This window comes from Ruegeria sp. K3, from assembly GCF_056531845.1.
On sequence record NZ_JBQFMM010000004.1, the window covers coordinates 257,528 to 275,642 of the forward strand.

At 57.9% G+C, this 18,115-nt stretch carries 12 protein-coding genes and 1 tRNA gene; 7 read left to right on the forward strand and 6 right to left on the reverse strand.

Translation table 11 applies throughout. From position 1 onward, the window contains the following. Nucleotides 1-8 precede the first annotated feature (8 nt). The 4 genes from ACR0MP_RS09820 (at nucleotide 9) to ACR0MP_RS09835 (ending at nucleotide 4,413) form a co-directional block, all read left to right on the forward strand. Entirely contained in the window at nucleotides 9-965 is a 957-nt protein-coding gene (locus ACR0MP_RS09820) for an ABC transporter permease (protein WP_170392259.1), read from the forward strand. Then, entirely contained in the window at nucleotides 965-1,780 is an 816-nt protein-coding gene (locus tag ACR0MP_RS09825; protein WP_170402849.1) for an ABC transporter permease, read from the forward strand. Before ACR0MP_RS09820 ends, ACR0MP_RS09825 begins: the two co-directional genes overlap by 1 nt. Further along, nucleotides 1,777-3,414: an ABC transporter ATP-binding protein gene (locus ACR0MP_RS09830; RefSeq protein WP_170392262.1), complete on the forward strand. Its 1,638-nt coding sequence runs from the start codon at nucleotides 1,777-1,779 to the stop codon at nucleotides 3,412-3,414. The genes ACR0MP_RS09825 and ACR0MP_RS09830 overlap by 4 nt, the downstream gene beginning before the upstream one ends. Before the next feature lie 162 nt (nucleotides 3,415-3,576). Then, nucleotides 3,577-4,413, forward strand: a complete 837-nt coding sequence (locus ACR0MP_RS09835) for an alkaline phosphatase family protein (RefSeq protein ID WP_480886480.1) — start codon at nucleotides 3,577-3,579, stop codon at nucleotides 4,411-4,413. Nucleotides 4,414-4,419: 6 nt separating this feature from the next. Here ACR0MP_RS09835 and ACR0MP_RS09840 read toward each other — a convergent pair whose 3' ends face one another. The 4 genes from ACR0MP_RS09840 to ACR0MP_RS09855 all read right to left on the reverse strand — a co-directional run bounded on the left by ACR0MP_RS09840 (nucleotide 4,420) and on the right by ACR0MP_RS09855 (nucleotide 9,443). Continuing rightward, the gene (locus ACR0MP_RS09840) at nucleotides 4,420-5,343 is read right to left on the reverse strand and encodes an alpha/beta hydrolase (protein WP_170420683.1); all 924 of its coding nucleotides are present in this window, start codon (nucleotides 5,341-5,343) and stop codon (nucleotides 4,420-4,422) included. Between the two features lie 12 nt (nucleotides 5,344-5,355). Then, on the reverse strand, nucleotides 5,356-7,245 hold the full coding sequence (locus ACR0MP_RS09845) for an acyl-CoA synthetase (protein WP_480886482.1): 1,890 nt from the start codon (nucleotides 7,243-7,245) through the stop codon (nucleotides 5,356-5,358). A 160-nt stretch (nucleotides 7,246-7,405) separates the two neighbouring features. Next, nucleotides 7,406-9,226: an ABC transporter transmembrane domain-containing protein gene (locus ACR0MP_RS09850; protein ID WP_170588574.1), complete on the reverse strand. Its 1,821-nt coding sequence runs from the start codon at nucleotides 9,224-9,226 to the stop codon at nucleotides 7,406-7,408. 143 nt (nucleotides 9,227-9,369) lie between these two features. After that, nucleotides 9,370-9,443, reverse strand: a tRNA-Gly gene (locus ACR0MP_RS09855). Nucleotides 9,444-9,738: 295 nt separating this feature from the next. Here ACR0MP_RS09855 and ACR0MP_RS09860 point away from each other — a divergent pair. Together ACR0MP_RS09860 and ACR0MP_RS09865 are read left to right on the forward strand one after the other, a co-directional pair. Then, complete coding sequence (locus ACR0MP_RS09860; RefSeq protein WP_170735547.1) at nucleotides 9,739-11,382, forward strand: tetratricopeptide repeat protein; 1,644 nt, start codon at nucleotides 9,739-9,741, stop codon at nucleotides 11,380-11,382. A 177-nt stretch (nucleotides 11,383-11,559) separates the two neighbouring features. After that, a complete protein-coding gene (locus ACR0MP_RS09865) occupies nucleotides 11,560-13,449 on the forward strand; it encodes a PhoX family protein (RefSeq protein ID WP_480886484.1) in 1,890 nt (629 codons plus the stop codon). Between the two features lie 61 nt (nucleotides 13,450-13,510). On the opposite strand, the gene ACR0MP_RS09870 is transcribed toward ACR0MP_RS09865, so the two are convergent. Together ACR0MP_RS09870 and ACR0MP_RS09875 are read right to left on the reverse strand one after the other, a co-directional pair. Further along, nucleotides 13,511-14,071, reverse strand: a complete 561-nt coding sequence (locus tag ACR0MP_RS09870; RefSeq protein ID WP_480886485.1) for a tetratricopeptide repeat protein — start codon at nucleotides 14,069-14,071, stop codon at nucleotides 13,511-13,513. 40 nt (nucleotides 14,072-14,111) lie between these two features. After that, complete coding sequence (locus tag ACR0MP_RS09875; RefSeq protein ID WP_170401672.1) at nucleotides 14,112-14,588, reverse strand: winged helix-turn-helix transcriptional regulator; 477 nt, start codon at nucleotides 14,586-14,588, stop codon at nucleotides 14,112-14,114. Between the two features lie 103 nt (nucleotides 14,589-14,691). Here ACR0MP_RS09875 and putA point away from each other — a divergent pair, with 103 nt between their 5' ends. Beyond that, a complete protein-coding gene (gene putA / locus ACR0MP_RS09880; protein WP_480886486.1) occupies nucleotides 14,692-18,090 on the forward strand; it encodes a bifunctional proline dehydrogenase/L-glutamate gamma-semialdehyde dehydrogenase PutA in 3,399 nt (1,132 codons plus the stop codon). Nucleotides 18,091-18,115: the final 25 nt, after the last annotated feature.

An 18,115-nucleotide genomic window follows, 5' to 3' on the forward strand; every position in this document is an offset into this window, starting at 1 on the left:
TACGGATAATGCATCCCATCATCAAATTGGTTTCCCAGCGCCTGGCGCTGGGACTCCTTTTGCTGCTCGGCGCTTCGGCCCTGATTTTCGGCCTAACCGAAGCCCTACCCGGAGACGCCGCGCAAGCCGTCCTGGGGCAGTCCGCAACTCCAGAGGCCTTGGCAAACCTACGCGAAGAAATGGGCCTGAACCGCCCTGCCCTTACACGCTATTTCGAGTGGTTGGGCGGCATACTTCAGGGTGACCTGGGTCAATCCCTGACCAACAAACTTGATATCTCCGAGAGTATTGGAAAACGCCTTGGGAACACTCTGTTCCTGGCTTGCGTGGCAGCAATAGTTTCCGTACCGCTTGCAATCTTTCTGGGGCTGCTTGCCGTGCGGTTCCGCAATCGCTGGCCCGACAAACTGATTTCAGCCATCACCCTGACGACGGTTTCGATCCCCGAATTTCTGATCGGTTATGTGGTGATCTACTATATCTCAGTGAAATTGGGATGGTTCTCGTCGCTTGCGATGATCAATGATTCTATGTCGTTTGGACAAAAGTTGAATGCAATCGCGCTACCTGCCTTTGTTCTGACGCTGGTCGTGCTGGCACAGATGATGCGCATGACGCGCGCGGCCATTCTGAACCTCATGCAATCGGCCTATATCGAAACCGCTGAATTGAAAGGCCTCAGCACATTTCAGGTTATTGCCCGCCATGCCTTTCCCAACGCGATTTCACCGATCGTGAACGTCGTCATGCTGAACCTGGCCTATCTGGTCGTGGGTGTTGTCGTGGTCGAGGTTGTGTTCGTCTATCCAGGTATGGGGCAATACCTTGTGGATGCCGTGACCAAACGTGATGTGCCGGTTGTTCTGGCCTGCGGCGTGGTGTTTGCGGCCGTTTATATCGGTCTGAACATGGTTGCAGATATCGTGTCGATCCTTGCCAACCCAAGACTGAGGCATCCGAAATGATAAAGAACATTCCTCTTTCGGCTCTGATTGGCCTTATCTTCACCTTCGCCTATTTCTTTGTGGCGATCGCCGCCCCGTTGATTGCACCCTATGGAATGGCAGAAGTCGTCGGCGACGTCTGGGAGCCGAGCAGCCCCGAACATCTGCTAGGCACTGACAATATCGGCCGCGATCTGCTGACCCGCATGATCTATGGCGGGCGCACGACAATCTTCATCGCGGCAGCGGCGACGCTGCTCAGCTTTCTGACCGGTACGTCGCTGGGCTTGCTGGCTGCTGTACTGGGCGGATGGGCTGATCAGGCGCTCAGCCGTACGGTGGATCTGATCATGTCAATCCCGACTCTGATCCTGGCACTGGTCATTCTGGCCATCGTTCCGGTGACCGTCCCGATCCTGATCCTTGTTATGGGCTTACTGGATGCCACTCGCCCGTATCGTCTATCGCGATCCGTAGCGGTGGACATCAACGTGATGGACTATGTTGAAGCCGCCAAGCTGCGCGGCGAAGGGCGCGCCTGGATCATCTTCCGGGAAATCCTGCCCAATGCGCTGTCGCCACTTGTGGCCGAATTCGGGCTACGGTTCATCTTCATGGTTCTGTTCATCTCGACCCTGTCGTTCCTGGGACTGGGCGTCCAGCCACCGCTGGCTGACTGGGGCGGTATCGTGAAAGAAAACAAGGATGGCATCGTCTATGGCATCGGCGCAGCGCTTTATCCCGCTGTGGCCATTGCGACGCTGGCAATCTCGGTCAACCTGGTGGCTGACTGGGTCCTGAATCGTACCACATCGCTGAAAGGAGGCCGGGGATGAGTGATGTCCTTCTCAAGGTCCGCGACCTCAAAATCGGCGCGACCGTCTATCCGCCGGGTGAAAAGCCCCATGACATCGAGATCGTGCACGGGGTCAGCTTTGACCTCGCGCCAGGCAAGGTGCTGGGTCTGATCGGCGAATCCGGGGCTGGCAAATCTACCATCGGTCTGGCCTCAATGGCCTATGGCCGTGGCGGTGTGAAAATCACCGGGGGCGAGGTTTGGGTAAACGGGCGTGATATCCTCAAGACATCTCATGGGGATATCCGCAAACTGCGCGGTGGTGAGGTAACATATGTTTCCCAATCCGCCGCCGCATCGTTCAACCCCGCAAAGAAGATCATGGATCAAGTGGTCGAGGCCGCAGTTGAGCAGAAGAAGTTTTCGCGCAAAGAGGCTGAAGCCCGCGCGCGTGAGCTTTTTGCCAAGCTGGGTCTGCCCGACCCTGACAATATCGGTGATCGTTACCCGCACCAGGTTTCGGGCGGACAGCTGCAGCGCTGCATGACGGCGCTGGCGCTTTGCCCTGAGCCTGATCTGGTGGTTTTTGACGAACCTACCACGGCACTGGACGTGACTACCCAAATCGATGTGCTGATGGCCATCAAAGACGCCATTCGCGACTCGGGCGTTGCCGCCTTGTATATCACCCATGATCTGGCAGTTGTGGCCCAGGTCAGTGATGACATCATGGTGCTGCGGATGGGCGATACGGTCGAATACGGAAATACCGATCAGATCATCAACCGCCCGCAAGAAGAGTACACACAGGCGCTGGTTTCGGTCCGCTCAATCGAGCACGAAGAGAAAAAACCAACTCCTGAACCCGTCCTGAGCGTCGATGGTATCACCGCGCGCTACAAAGGCTTGAACTTCGACGTGCTGCATAATGTCAACGTCGAGCTTCATCCGGGGCAGACACTGGCGGTTGTGGGTGAATCCGGGTCGGGCAAGTCTACGCTGGCACGGGTCATCACCGGGCTTCTTCCGCCCCGCGATGGTGAGATTACCTTTGCGGGCCGCAAGCTCAGCTCTGATCTGAAAGGCCGCACGCGTGAAGACCTGCGTGAGCTGCAAATGATCTACCAGATGGCCGACGTGGCAATGAACCCGCGTCAGACCGTCGGTACGATTATCGGCCGCCCACTCGAGTTCTACTTCAACATGCGCGGCGCCGAGAAACGCAAGCGGATCGTTGAGCTGCTGGATGAGATCGAACTGGGCGAGAAGTTCATCGATCGTTATCCGGCGGAACTGTCAGGTGGTCAAAAACAGCGTGTCTGTATCGCGCGATCGCTGGCAGCCAAGCCAAAGATGATCATCTGTGATGAGGTCACCTCGGCGCTCGACCCGTTGGTCGCGGACGGTATCCTCAAGCTGCTGCTGGATCTGCAAAAGATCGAGGATGTGGCATACCTGTTCATCACCCACGATCTGGCGACAGTCCGTGCGATCAGCGATAGTATCGCGGTGATGTACCAGGGTCGGGTGGTTCGCTACGGTCCCAAGAGTCAGGTGCTAAGCCCTCCGTTCGACGACTATACAGACTTGCTGCTTAGCTCGGTGCCTGAGATGCATCTTGGCTGGCTGGAAGAGGTTGTCGCCCACCGCAAAATGGAGAGCGCGGGGAACTGATCCGCGCCCTTCTCATAGAAACACCGAAGACCATTCAAATTCCCGGCGCTGTGAACACAAGCAGACGTCGGGATTTTGCTATTTGGGGCGCAAATGCGCAGCCATAGCCGGACGAATCTCATAGGTTCGCCGGAACGAATACTCAGAAACAAGGGCCGGAACATGGACCGCAAACTGCTTTTGATCATCCTCGACGGCGTCCCCTGGCGCAACTTTCGTCGACTGTTTGGCAATCTTGAAGGGTGGGTCGACAGCGGTGCTGCCCGGGTTTGGAAACTCCGCTCTGTGCTGCCCTCGACCTCTGCCAGCTGCTACGCCTCCATCCACACCGGGGTCACACCGCAAGAGCATGGCTGTACAGGCAACGGCAACGTCTTCCGACTAAGCCACAAGGACGTGTTCAGTCAGGTGCGTGAGGCAGGCGGTGTAACCGGCGCGGTCACCCACAGCTATTGGTCTCAATTCTTCAATCGCCACCCGTTCGACTACGTCCGCGATGTTGAATATGACGAGCCCGACAACCTGACAATCAACCATGGTCGCTTTCATTCAATAACGGGATATGGCAACGCCAACCAGATGACGCCAAGCGATGTCGATCTGTTTGCCTCGCTCACCAACCTGTGTCTGCGCTTCGGACTGGATTATGGCATCCTGCACACTTGCACACTGGACAGCATGGGGCATCGTTTCTTCCACGATTGCGCCGAGATGGACCATGCCTGTTTCGTCATGGACGAAATGCTGGCCCCATTCATTCCGCGTTGGCAGCAGTTGGGTTATGACGTCATCGTGACGGCTGATCATGGTCAGGACGAACGCGGCCATCACGGTGGTCGCAGCCCGTTGCAGCAGGAAACGGCGCTTTACTATTTTGGTGAGGCCAAAGGCCCTGAACCGGATACCGTGATCGACCAGCTTCAGCTAGCCCCAACCATACTTAAGCGTATGGGTGCGCCGGTGGCGGACACGATGAAAGCCAAGCCGTTCCTGACCTGACGCGGTTCAGTCGTAGGACCAAATCCCCTGCCCCAATGCCTCAATGGCCACGGAAATGCGTTCAAAGCTGTCCGCTGCGCGCCCGACAGATGTTCTGGCGCGTAGGTACCCATGGACCAAACCTGCCTCGTTGATGCATTGGGCTTGCCCACCTGCGGCTGTGATCCGGTCGCAATAAGCTTTCCCGTCATCGCGCAGCGGATCGCAATCGGCGGTCACCACCACCGTCGGCGGTAGCCCCGAGAAATCGACGTCATGCAACGGTGCAAAGGTAGGATCGTTCTGGGGCGTGGTCCCTTGATACCGAACAGTCTCATAAAACCGGATATCGTCCAATGTCAGCAGCGGGGCATTGGCATGTTCGATATACGACCCCTGCGACATATCTCCGCCTAAGCCGGGATATATGAGGACCTGCCCCAGCACATTTTCCAACCGCCCCCGACCATGGTGCGAAACGGCTGCTGCCAGATTGCCACCCGCGCTGTCACCGGCCAGCACGATCGGTTCGCCGTATTCCTGAACCACCCAGTTCGTGGCGGTCCAGCTATCCTGAAACTGCGCCGGGTGCACGTGCTCAGGGCACAACCGATAGTCGACCGAAACGATCCGATAGCCCGTCTGGGCGCAGAGTTCAGCACAAACATCATCGTGGCTATCCAAGCCCCCGACGACGAACCCACCACCATGTATGTAGACGACAGTCCGGGTGGGGTCACCGGCACTATAGATGCGAACAGGTACGCCATCGGCGGACCTGTCGCGCACCTCGATGCCAGGTGGGCGCGGCTGGCGGAAGTCCTGACACATCGCGTCATAGACCCGGCGTTGGTCAGCAATGGACATCTCTACTGTATCATCCGGATAGCTCTCGGCTGTGCGCCGGATGAAACCCCAGGTCTCCTCGTCGATCAGACGTTCATAGTCCATTGTTCCTCCGAATTATTCAGACCACTCCCATGGCCGGGTAAACGAACCCAACACTTTTGAGACATCGTCTTCGGAAGACCCATTCGCGTCAAGCTGCGCGACAAGACCCCTCTTCTTGTCGTCGATTACCGAAACGACACGCGCTTCAATGCCTGCGGCGTCCAAAGCACCGTTGTAGATGCGAGTGATGGCCTGCTTGCGCAGTTCGGGTTTGAAAACCTTGCCAACGGCGGTTTTCGGCAATTCATCCAGAATGGTCATATGCTTGGGCTGTGCCGCACGTTCATGGACGTGGACCTTGCAATAGTCCATCAGCTCCTGTTCAGTGACCGAGGCCCCCTCGACCAGTTCAACAAAGGCACAAGGCACCTCACCCGAATGCGCATCAGGCTGACCGATGGCCCCTGCAAAGGCGACGGCATCATGGCCCAGCAAGGCCTCTTCGATTTCTGCAGGATCGATATTGTGTCCGCCGCGAATGATCAGGTCCTTCGCGCGACCGGTGATCCACAGATAGCCGTCCTCATCAAACCGTCCCAGATCGCCCGTGCGCAGGTATTTATCGAAATGATAGAGGTTCGTATTCTTGTCGGTCTCGGTATAAGTATTGCCCGCGTATACGCCGGGGTTCGAGATGCAAATTTCACCGATCTGATCTACGCCGCACTCGGTTGGTCCATCCGGCCCGTCCTGCAGGATTTTGACATCCGTATAAGGGAACGGGATACCGATCGAACCGATCTTCTTTTCCCCATCCACGGGGTTGCATGACACCAGACAAGTGGCCTCGGTCAGGCCGTAGCCCTCGACGATAGTAACGCCGGTCGCTTCTTCAAACCGACGGAACAGTTCGACCGGCAACGGAGCTGATCCCGAAAATGCTGTTTTAACGCTGGATATATCCGCATCCACAGGTCGCTGCATCTTGGCTGAAATCGCTGTCGGCACTGTGATGATGAACGAAACCTTCCAGCGTTCGATCAGTTTCCAGAAATTGTCGAATACGCCATCACCGCGATACCCGGCAGGCGTCGGGAATACCACATGTGCACCAGACGACACCGCCGCCATCACGATGACATGCACCGCAAAGACATGGAACATCGGCAGAGGGCACATGATGACGTCGTTTTCGTCAAAGAGCAGCGTGTTGCCCAACCAGCCATTGTAGATAAGGCCCGAGTATTTGTGCTGCGCTACTTTCGGCATGCCCGTAGTGCCGCCCGTGTGGAAGTAGCACGCCACCCGATCTTCCTGGCTATCCTCAAAGTTCAGCGTTTTAGGCTGCTTGTTCAGCTCATCAAGGAAGTTCTTGTAATCCGCATGGGCCAGCTTTTCTTTATCACCCATCTTTGGGCGTAAGAACGGTACAAGCCAGGATTTGGGCGGCGTCAGATAGCGATTCAGGTCGATCTCAAGGATCGTGTTGACGCCCGGAGCGTGGCGTACTGCCTCTTCAACCTTTTGGGCTACATCGGTTTTGGGGAAGGATTTCAGCGTGACCACGACCTTCGCCTTGGTCTCACGCAGGATCGCCGCGATCTGCTCCGGCTCCAGCAATGGGTTGATCGGGTTCACGATCCCAGCTACCGCACCGCCCATCATGGTGACCAGCGTCTCGTTACAGTTGGGCAGCACATAAGCCACCACATCGTTTTCTCCGATGCCAAGGGAACGGAACAGATTGGCCGCTTGGTTGATTTTGCCCAGCAGTTCGGACCATGTCAGCGTCTCAGCCTTGTCACTCGGTCCAGACAACAACTGAAAGCTGATCGCTTTGTGGTTCGGGAACTTGCCCGCCGTCCGCGACAACAGCTGGTGGAAGGTGACGGGTACATCCCGATCCTCCCACGTCATCTCCTGCTCGATGCGCGCCTTGTCTTCCAATCCCACAAAGGCCATGTGGCTCCTCCCCTGATCTGTCTCCCGTGTCGCGCACAGGTTTGTTTGTCCTCTCCAAGATGGAAGCAAAACACACCATGCGCAAGCAAGGGCTTAGCGATCAGGTCCGGGAATATGTAGAATGACGCTACGGCGAAACGAGATGTGCCGGAGCGTCACTTTATTCTGCAGCCACCCCGTCGGTGAACTGCAAGCGTGCGAGGCGGGCATACAAACCGTCCTGCGCCACCAGATCGTTATGGGTACCCTGCGCCACAATGCGCCCGGCTTCCAGCACGACAATCCGGTCTGCCTTCTTAACGGTCGCCAGACGGTGCGCCACGATCAGAGTGGTGCGCCCTGCCCTCATGTTATCAACCGCACCCTGCACCGCACGTTCGCTTTCTGCGTCCAAAGCCGAGGTCGCCTCGTCCAGCAGCAGCACCGGTGCGTCGCGCAGGATGGCACGTGCGATGGCGATACGTTGCTTCTGACCACCCGACAGCATTACGCCCCGTTCGCCCACAAAGCTGTCATACCCTTCGGGCAAAGCCGAGATGAACTCATGCGCGGCGGCGGCTCGGGCGGCGGACTCGACTTCGGCATCTGAGGCGTCCAGACGGCCAAAGCGGATATTCTCGCGCGCCGAAGCGGCAAAGATCACGGGGTCTTGCGGGACCAGCGCGATGTGCTGGCGGAAGTCGTCACGGTTCAACTCGCGCAGGTCGAGCCCATCAAGGCTGACCTGTCCCGCATCGGGATCATAGAACCGCTGAATCATCTGGATGACTGTTGTCTTGCCCGCACCAGACGGGCCAACAAAGGCCACTGTCTCCCCGGGTTTTATCTGCAGTGACAAATGATCCAGCGCGACAACGTCCGGGCGCGCGGGATAGTGGAATGTCACATCGTCGAAACGTATCTCTCCGCGTACGGGCACAGGCAATGCCTTGGCCTGCGACGGATCATTGACGGTATCCTCAGCGTTCAGCAGCTCGACCAGCCGTTCCGTCGCGCCAGCAGCGCGCTGCAACTCGCTCCAGATTTCCGACAGTGCCGCGACCGAACCCGCCATGATGATCGAATAGATCACAAACTGGATCAGCACACCCTCGGTCATGATCCCGTTGCGCACGTCATTCGCACCCATCCACAGCACGCCAACGATGCCCGAGAAGACGAGAAAGATCACAATGACGGTCAGAATCGCACGGGTCTGGATCCGGCGCAGAGAAACTTCGTACGAAGTTTCTGTCATCTCTCCAAACTGCGTCCTGCTGGCGTCCTCATGAGTAAAAGCCTGCACGGTTTGCACCGCACCCAACGCCTCGCCGGCATTTCCAGAGGACGCCGCAATCCAGTCCTGATTTTCCCGGCTGATCACCCGTAACCTGCGGCCCAGTACCAATATTGGCACAACCACCAGCGGGATAAGCAACAATACCATTCCGGTCAGCTTGGCCGACGTCAGCAGCATCAGCACCAGTCCACCGACGAACATCAGAAGGTTGCGGAGCGCGATGGACACAGACGATCCCAGCACCGATTGGATCAGCGTTGTGTCGGTGGTGATACGGCTCAGAACTTCGCCGGTCATGATGCGCTCGTAAAACTCGGGGCTCATCCCGATCACGCGGTCAAAAACCGCCTTTCGGATATCGGCCACCACACGTTCACCCAACCGGGTCACCAAAGCATAGCGAATACCCGTACCCACGGCGAGAATCCCGGCTATACCGAGGGCGGCCAGAAAGTACCATTCAAGCAAATCACCATCTTCGATGCGGAAATTGTCGACCACACGCCGCACAGCCAAGGGCAATGTCAGCGTCATGCTGGCCGTCAGGATCAACGCCAGTGTCGCGCCGATCATCAGCAGTCGATAGGGCTTCATAAACGGCCACAATGACCGCAGCACGCCTATTTTCTTTGACCGCGCACGCTCTTCCTGTGCACGCGGAGCCGAATTGTTCGCTGGACTGGCGGCGCTGGTTCTTGCCATGTCTGGCCCTTGTATTTTGGTCGATCGCCCTGATCAGGCATCATTCCCAGCTTCTTGGCGTCAGAGGCGTTTGGGGTCAAGCTGAAGACAAAGTTTTGCAACCCGATAAGGGCTAAATGACGCAACTTGTGTGAGGGATCAACTGGAGCGGGCGGCGGGAATCGAACCCGCGTCATTAGCTTGGAAGGCTAAGGTCTTACCACTACACAACGCCCGCTCAGCGAGCCCACCACCTATTTCATACGAAATTTGACGTCAAGAGGATGTTTCAATCAAATGCGCCTCGCACTGTGATTTGAAAGGTCCATTTTGCCAGGATCGACACGTGCGAACAGCCGGGTGCTTTTCGGCGAGTGTTCTTAACTGATCAGGCGGGCTGGATCATTGCAAACGCTCAAAAGAGCATTTTCCGCGCTCCGCGACGCCATTCACGAAAATGTGCTATAGTTCGAAAATCCGTCGTCCGGCGCTGTTTGCCCGTCCTCGGCGGAATTTTAGCGGGGGATTGAATGATGACCGAATTTGACCTCGGCACGTATCGCCGTGCTGTTACCACTTCATCAAGCGAAGCTCAGAAACTGTTCGATCAGGGGCTCATCTGGTTGTTCGGGTATAACCACGAGGCCGCTGCCGCCTGTTTCGAACAGGCCATTACTCATGACCCGAAATGCGGTATGGCCCATTGGGGCATCGCCTATGCGATTGGTCCAAATTACAACAAACCATGGGAGTTCTTCGAGCCCGATGAAAAAGTTGCAACCCTTGATCGGTCGCGTCAGGCAATCGAAGCGGCGATGGCATTGCGCGCATCCTCTACCCCGGTCGAGGCGGCGCTGATCGAAGCGATCTCACAACATATCCCGTCGGACCCCGAGATCGAAGATTACGCCCCGTGGAACGACGCGTTCGCCGATTCGATGCGCGCGGTTTATTCCGATCATCCGGACGACCTGGATGTCTCATCTGTGTTTGCCGAATCCTTGATGAACCGAACGCCCTGGCAGCTATGGGATCTCAAGAAGGGCGTGCCCGCCGAAGGGGCATCCACCACCGAGGCACAAGCCGTTCTGGAAAGGGCCTTTGAAACGCTTCCCGGTGCCTGGGATCATCCCGGCCTGCTGCATATGTATATCCACTTGATGGAGATGTCGCCCACTCCGGAAAAGGCGCTGCGACACGGGGATCGGCTGGTCGATCTGGTGCCCGACAGCGGGCATCTAGTTCACATGGCGACGCATATCGACGTGTTGTGCGGCGACTATCAGAATGTGGTCTGGCGCAATCACCGAGCCGCAGCGGTCGACAAGAAATATGAAGCCATGGCCGGGGGTGAGAACTTCTATACCGTCTATCGCGTCCACAACGTACATTTTGAAGCCTATGGGGCCATGTTCCTTGGGCAACCCGAATTGGCCCTGGCTGCGTCCGAGGAATTGATGCGATTATTGCCGGACAATGTGATCCGTTACTTCCCGGATTTGTTCGAATCCTTCTATGGCAAAAAGGTCCATGTCATGGTTCGCTTCGGCATGTGGCAGGAAATTCTGGATGAACCCATGCCCGGCGACGCGGAGTTATACAGCTATACCACCGCCGCAATTCATCAGGCGCGCGCTGTGGCTCTGGCCAATTTGGGTCGTATGGACGACGCAACGCACGCACGCGAAGTGGCCGTTCAGGCCAGGAAAGCCGTCCCGGAAAGTCGACTGGTATTCAATAACACCGCCGAGGATGTTTTGATGATCGGCGAGGCGATGATGGATGGAGAGATCGCGTTCAAATCCGGTGACCGCGAAGGCGGGCTTGATCATCTGCGCCGCTCGGTCGAGTTGGATGACAATCTGGTTTATGACGAGCCTTGGGGATGGATGCAGCCAACAAGGCACGCTTTGGGTGCCTTGTTGATGGAAGACGGTCAATTCGATGAGGCCGAGGCCGTCTATCGGGCCGATCTGGGTCTGGACGACACGCTCGCCCGTGCTTGCCAGCATCCCGGCAATATCTGGAGCCTTCATGGCCTGCATGAATGCCTGATCCGTCGCGGTGAAACGACCGAGGCCCGTCATATCAAGCTGCAACTGGACAAAGCTGCTGCACGGGCCACGGTGCCTATCCATGCCTCATGTTATTGCCGCAGCAAGGCAAAGGCGGCTTAGGCTTCTGGTCGTTAGGCGATAGATTCGCCTAAACATTGATCAGCGCCGCAGGTAGATCGGCGTCAATCTGCACGCGGCGCAGATCAAAAGAAGCTTTGCTCAGACTGTCAATTTCCTGTCATGTGATCGCTCTAAACCCACGGTGCGATTCTTAGTTCAGACAGCCAGGAGCTATCCATGACAGACGTCGACCTTACCACCCTTTCCGCCGACGATTGGGATGAGTTGCACTTCCCCCGCCCGGATGAACACGACTTCGACCGCGTGGTTGAAAGCGCTATCTCGCGACGGGGTTTCCTGTCAGGAGTTGTGGCTTTTGGATCGGGCGCTGCGGCGATGGGCGCTGGTTTGTTGGGCTCAACTTCAGCACAGGCGGTCGATGCACAACGCTTTGCCTTCACGCCGATTCCTGCCCAGACCGATGGGACAGTCCACGTGCCGGAAGGTTATGAGTGGAAGATGCTGATGCGCTGGGGCGATCCGCTGTTTTCCGAGGCCGTTGGCTATGACTTGACCGATGGCGGTTCGGTCGAAAACTCGGACAAGGTTTTTGGCGAGAATACGGATGGGATGGAGACATTCTCGTTCCGGGGTCACGAGCTGATTGCGATCAACCACGAGTACCCGAACCGCAAGATCAACCTGCCTGCCGCGCAAGAAGGTGTTCCGACCAGTGCCGATGACGTTTTGAAATTGCAGAACATCCAGGGCGTGACAGTAATGGAGATCAAGGAAGGCCCTGCGGGCTGGGCGGTCGTTAAGGACAGCCCCTTCAACCGCCGGATCCACCATAACACTCCGATGAAGATCGTCGGCCCCGCCGCTGGTCATGACCTACTGAAGACCGAGGCCGATCCGATAGGAACCGCGTCGCTGGGCACCATGAACAACTGTGGTTCCGGCAAGACACCGTGGGGCACCTACCTGACCTGCGAAGAAAATTTCAACGGCTACTTTGGTTCCTCTGACGAGAATGCCAGCTACGATCAGAAGGTCGCGGACGGCATGAAACGCTATGGCATCAAAGCCGAAAGCTGGAATGGCTACGAACTGTTTGACCCCCGCTTCGACACCTCGAAAAACCCCAATGAGCCGCACCGCGCAGGCTGGATCGTTGAAATCGACCCGACCAAACCCGACAGCACTCCGGTCAAGCACACCGGCCTTGGTCGCTTCAAGCATGAAAATGCTGAGGTCGCGCTGGCTGCGGACGGTCGTGTCGTGGTCTATATGGGCGACGATGAACGTGGCGAGTATCTTTACAGGTTCGTCTCGAACGCGGCCTATGCGCCCGGTGTCGACACTCAGGGCTTGTTGAATGACGGCACGCTATATGTCGCCAAGTTCAATGATGACATGAGTGGCGAATGGCTGCCGCTGACGCCGGAAACAACCGGCATGGACGCGGCCGAAATTCTGATCTTTACCCGTATGGCCGCATCGGCTGCGGGCGGCACCACAATGGACCGCCCGGAATGGGTGGCCTCAAGCCCTGTTGCGGTCGAGGCATATTGCTGCCTGACCAACAACAAGAACCGTGGAGTTAAGCCAAATGCTGGGGGTGATGACACTGCAGTCAACGGCCCTAACCCGCGCGAGGCCAACAAATACGGCCAGATCGTGCGCTGGCGTCCAGCGGATGAAGATCACGCGGCCACTGGCTTTGATTGGGATCTCTATGTCATGGCCGGAAACCCAACTGTTCATTCGGATAACCGTGGCGGATCGGCAAATGTGAACGAAGGCAACCTGTTCAACTCACCCGACGGCATGGCCATCGATTCGACCGGTCTGGTCTGGATTCAGACAGACGGGAATGATGACAACGAGGAAGAATTCGCAGGAAACGGCAATAACCAGATGCTAGTTGGCGATCCCGTGACCGGGGAGATTGTGCGCTTCATGACCGGCCCGAATGGCTGTGAAGTCACCGGTCTGGCCTGGTCGACCGACCTGCGCACCATGTTTGTTGGCATCCAGCATCCGGGCAGCAATTGGCCCGATGGCGGTACGCCGCGTTCGTCGGTGATTGCGATCAAACGCACCGACAACGGGCTGGTCGGCTAATCAAGCCCTTGCATCAAAAGCGCCCCTGAACTTCGGTTCCGGGCCGCTTTTTCGTCTCAATTCAAATATCCTCACCCAGTGGATCAAGCAGCCCGCCCGGCGCAAGCAAGGCACGTTCTGAAAGCCACGGGTTCAGTTCGAGTGCATGGTTCAGCGCCGTTCGCGCTTCGTCCAGCCGCTTGAGACCCAACAGCGATAATGCCCGCCCGCTAAGCGCCGCTACATGGTTCGGGGACAGCTCAATGGCACGATCCAGATCGATCAGGGCCGCACCGTAATCCTGCTGCAAATAGTTGACGAATGCCCGCTGATTGTACCCCTCGGCATAATCCGGGCAATAAGCGACCAGAGCGTCAAACTCGGCCAGCGCACCGGTCAAATCCCAAGACTCGCGCAGCGACATCCCGCGATCCAACAGGGTTTGAGATCGGGCGTCCGGCGCATCGGTCCAGAGTTGCCACATCCGTCCCGAAATGCCCCGCGCCTCGCGCTCAGACGACGCGGTTTGGGCTTGCGCAATCAGGGCGTCGACGCCAGAAATATGATCCGGCGCAACCGGGCAATCTGCAGAAGCCTGAGCGGCAGAACCAGCGAGTATGGCAACGATAAGTACGTTTTTCATCCTCTCTAACCTGATCCATCAGGCGTTTAGGTCAACTGCTTTATAGCGGAGCCAGCAACCCGGTTTCTTTCACCGCCTCCATCGCAACGAAGGTGGAGGTGTTGGCAACATGCGGCAGGGATGAGATTTTCTCGGCTAGCACCGTGCGGTATTCTGTCATCGATCGGGTCCGGATTTTAAGCAGATAGTCAAAGTTGGACGCGATCATATGAGCCTGTTCAATCTCAGCAACTCTGCGCACCGCTGCATTGAACTCGGCCAGTGCTTTTTCACGAGTATCTGTGAGACGCACCTCGACAAAGGCCACATGGTCAAGGCCCAGACGGATCGGGTCCAACATGGCGCGATAGCCTGTGATGATCCCGTCAGCCTCAAGCCGCTTGAGCCGCGCCTGTGTCGGCGATTTTGACAAGCCGATCCTGCGCGCAAGGTCCGTCACTGAGATGCGGCCATCTTCAGCTAATGCCGTAAGGATCGCACGGTCAAAGCGATCAAGGCTGGACAAGTCGTTTTGCATAATCAGGCTCCTATATTTCAGTCAATTCGACCAGAATTCGAGGAAATTCGGTCCATTCTCCTGACTATAGGCGGTTATATTAGGCAAAAGCCCCGGAGTACACATGTCACACAGCCTACGCACCAAAATCGACACTCAGACTTATGCCGACCAGTCCACTATACTGGACGCGCTGATCTCTCAGGCCAAGCTGTCAGAGGCCGACCGAACGGCCATTTGTGAGGCTGCAGCACAGCTGGTGCGCGACATCCGCTCAAGCACGTCGCCTGGCATGATGGAAGTGTTTCTGGCTGAATACGGCCTGTCCACAGATGAAGGCGTTGCGCTTATGTGTTTGGCCGAGGCGCTGTTGCGTGTACCAGATGCGGATACCATTGACGCACTGATCGAAGACAAGATCGCCCCGTCAGACTGGGGAAAACACCTGGGACAATCATCCTCGTCACTGGTGAACGCGTCGACATGGGCGTTGATGCTAACAGGCCGGGTCCTGGACGAAGACAAATCCTCGCCCGTCGGCGCGCTGCGAGGGGCCATCAAGCGGCTGGGTGAACCAGTGATCCGCACCGCCGTTGGTCGTGCGATGAAAGAAATGGGGCGTCAGTTCGTTTTGGGCGAAACCATTCAATCCGCCATGAAGCGCGCCAAAGGAATGGAAGATAAGGGCTATACCTACTCGTACGACATGCTGGGCGAGGCGGCACGTACCGAGGCCGATGCTGCCCGCTATCACCTGTCTTACTCGCGCGCGATCGCCGCTATTGCCGAGGCCTGCACCCATAAAGACATTCGCGAAAATCCGGGCATCTCGGTCAAGCTGTCGGCCCTGCACCCCCGTTATGAGCTGGCACAGGAACAACGGGTGATGGACGAACTGGTGCCCCGGCTGCGCGCGCTGGCTTTGCTGGCCAAGGCAGCGGGCATGGGGCTGAACGTTGACGCGGAAGAGGCCGATCGCCTGTCGCTCTCGCTGCAGGTGATCGAAGAAGTTATGGCAGAGCCTGCACTGGCCGGTTGGGACGGGTTCGGCATCGTCGTGCAAGCCTACGGCCCACGCGCCGGGTTGGTGCTGGATACGCTCTACGAGATGGCCCAGCGGCACGACCGCAAGCTGATGGTGCGGCTGGTAAAGGGCGCTTATTGGGATACCGAGATCAAGCGCGCGCAAGTCGAGGGCGTCGATGGTTTTCCGGTCTTCACCGATAAGGCGGCGACGGATGTGTCCTATATCGCCAACGCCCGCAAACTGCTGGGAATGACCGACCGTATCTATCCGCAATTTGCCACGCATAACGCCCATACGGTCAGCGCCATCCTACATATGGCGGACGGCCAGCCATTCGAATTCCAGCGCCTGCACGGGATGGGTGAGACCCTGCATCAGATCGTGCGCAACAAGCGGACCTCGCGCTGCCGTATCTATGCTCCGGTCGGCGCGCATCGGGATCTGTTGGCCTATCTGGTACGTCGCCTTCTGGAAAACGGGGCAAATTCCTCGTTCGTCAATCAGATCGTTGATGAGGAAGTCGCCCCAGAAACCGTTGCCGCAGATCCGTTCGTGGCCGTTCAAACACCTGGCAAACCGCTGCCAACCGGGCCTGAGTTGTTCGCACCGGAACGCCCAAACTCGAAAGGCTTTGATCTGCACCATACGCCGACGCTGGACCAGATTGACATCGCACGCGACGCCTTCCGCGCCCATCATTGGTACGCCCGCCCCTTATTGTCGGATGATGCACAGCCTTTGGCAGACACTCCCGTGATCAATCCTGCGCAACCGCAGGATCGCCCCGGTTCGGTTGCTGCGGCCAGCCCCGAAGACGTGGAACTGGCGTTGGCCAGCGCTTGCCCATGGCAGGCCTCAGCCGAGAAGCGCGCTGACATTCTAAATAAAGCAGCCGATCTCTACGAAGCGCATTTTGGAGAGCTGTTTGCCCTGCTCGCCCGCGAAGCCGGAAAATCTGTGCCCGATGCAGTTGCCGAGCTGCGCGAAGCGGTTGATTTCCTGCGCTACTACGCCGCCAATATTCCTGCCGCCAAACCCGCCGGAATATTCACCTGCATCAGCCCGTGGAACTTCCCTCTGGCGATCTTCACCGGGCAGATATCGGCTGCGTTGGCCACTGGCAATGCCGTGCTGGCGGCACCTGCCCCGCAAACGCCACTGATCGCCCATCGCGCAGTTCAGCTGATGCACGAAGCAGGTGTTCCACGCGATGCGCTGCAACTGCTTCCGGGTGGGCCGAAAGTGGGCGCGGCGTTGACGTCGGATGAACGCGTCTCGGGCGTGGCCTTTACCGGCTCGACCGCGACCGCGTTGAAAATCCGATCCGCCATGGCACAGCATATGCGTCCGGGCACGCCATTGATCGCTGAGACCGGCGGCCTGAACGCGATGATCGTAGACAGCACCGCGTTGCCGGAACAAGCCGTGCAGTCGATTATCGAAAGCGCGTTCCAATCGGCAGGCCAGCGGTGCTCGGCCCTGCGCTGCCTCTATCTGCAAGAGGACATTGCCGAGGACGTTCTGACCATGTTGCAAGGGGCGATAGACGCTTTGCATGTGGGCGATCCTTGGCTGATTTCAACTGATTGCGGCCCGGTCATCGACGCGCAAGCCCGGCAAATCATCGCGGACCACGTGGCCCAGGCCCGTTCAGAAGGACGGGTACTGAAGGAGATGACAACGCCTCCTGAGGGTACATTTATCGCACCGACCCTGATCGAGATACCTGGCATCTCGGCGCTGGAGCGCGAGGTGTTCGGTCCGGTTCTGCACGTCGCCCGGTTCAAGGCGCAAGATATCGACAAGGTCATTGCGGATATCAATGCCACGGGGTACGGCCTGACTTTCGGCCTGCACACGCGGATCGACGACCGGGTGCAGCATGTGACCGAGGCGATCCATGCCGGTAATATCTACGTCAACCGCAACCAGATCGGCGCAATCGTCGGCTCGCAACCCTTCGGTGGCGAAGGTCTGTCCGGCACCGGCCCCAAGGCGGGCGGTCCGAACTATATGGCACGGTTCTGCGCGCCTGATCGGCAGAATGCTTCGGGACGCTGGGACAGTTCGGCTGAACCAGGTGCGCCCGAAGGGCAACCTGCAACGCCCAGCACCCAATCGCTGCCTGGCCCCACCGGTGAATCGAACCGCCTGACCGAATATTCCCGCTCCCCGCTTTTGTGCATGGGTCCGGGGGACGAGGCCGCCAAGGCTCAGGCGGATGCGGTCAAAGCGTTGGGCGGCACAGCGATCCGTATGACGGGCATGCTGGATCTGCACCGGCTTGAAAACCTGACCGGTTTCTCGGGTGTTCTGTGGTGGGGCGACGACGACACTGCCCGCCAGATCGAGCAGCATTTGGCCCGGCGCGATGGCCCGATCATTCCGCTGATCCCCGGGCAGCCCGACCGTGCGCGGGTGCTGGGGGAACGCCATGTCTGTGTCGACACCACCGCCGCCGGAGGCAACGCCGCCCTTTTGGGAGGTGCGGCATAACCGGACCTTGACGCTGGGCGGCTAA

Coding starts and splice junctions, on each gene's coding strand:
- ACR0MP_RS09820 (WP_170392259.1), top strand. CDS start 9: ATGCATCCCATCATCAAATTGGTTTCCCAGCGCCTGGCGCTGGGACTC.
- ACR0MP_RS09840 (WP_170420683.1), bottom strand. CDS start 5,343: ATGGACTATGAACGTCTGATCGACGAGGAGACCTGGGGTTTCATCCGG.
- ACR0MP_RS09830 (WP_170392262.1), top strand. CDS start 1,777: ATGAGTGATGTCCTTCTCAAGGTCCGCGACCTCAAAATCGGCGCGACC.
- ACR0MP_RS09845 (WP_480886482.1), bottom strand. CDS start 7,245: ATGGCCTTTGTGGGATTGGAAGACAAGGCGCGCATCGAGCAGGAGATG.
- ACR0MP_RS09870 (WP_480886485.1), bottom strand. CDS start 14,071: ATGAAAAACGTACTTATCGTTGCCATACTCGCTGGTTCTGCCGCTCAG.
- putA (WP_480886486.1), top strand. CDS start 14,692: ATGTCACACAGCCTACGCACCAAAATCGACACTCAGACTTATGCCGAC.
- ACR0MP_RS09850 (WP_170588574.1), bottom strand. CDS start 9,226: ATGGCAAGAACCAGCGCCGCCAGTCCAGCGAACAATTCGGCTCCGCGT.
- ACR0MP_RS09875 (WP_170401672.1), bottom strand. CDS start 14,588: ATGCAAAACGACTTGTCCAGCCTTGATCGCTTTGACCGTGCGATCCTT.
- ACR0MP_RS09860 (WP_170735547.1), top strand. CDS start 9,739: ATGACCGAATTTGACCTCGGCACGTATCGCCGTGCTGTTACCACTTCA.
- ACR0MP_RS09835 (WP_480886480.1), top strand. CDS start 3,577: ATGGACCGCAAACTGCTTTTGATCATCCTCGACGGCGTCCCCTGGCGC.
- ACR0MP_RS09865 (WP_480886484.1), top strand. CDS start 11,560: ATGACAGACGTCGACCTTACCACCCTTTCCGCCGACGATTGGGATGAG.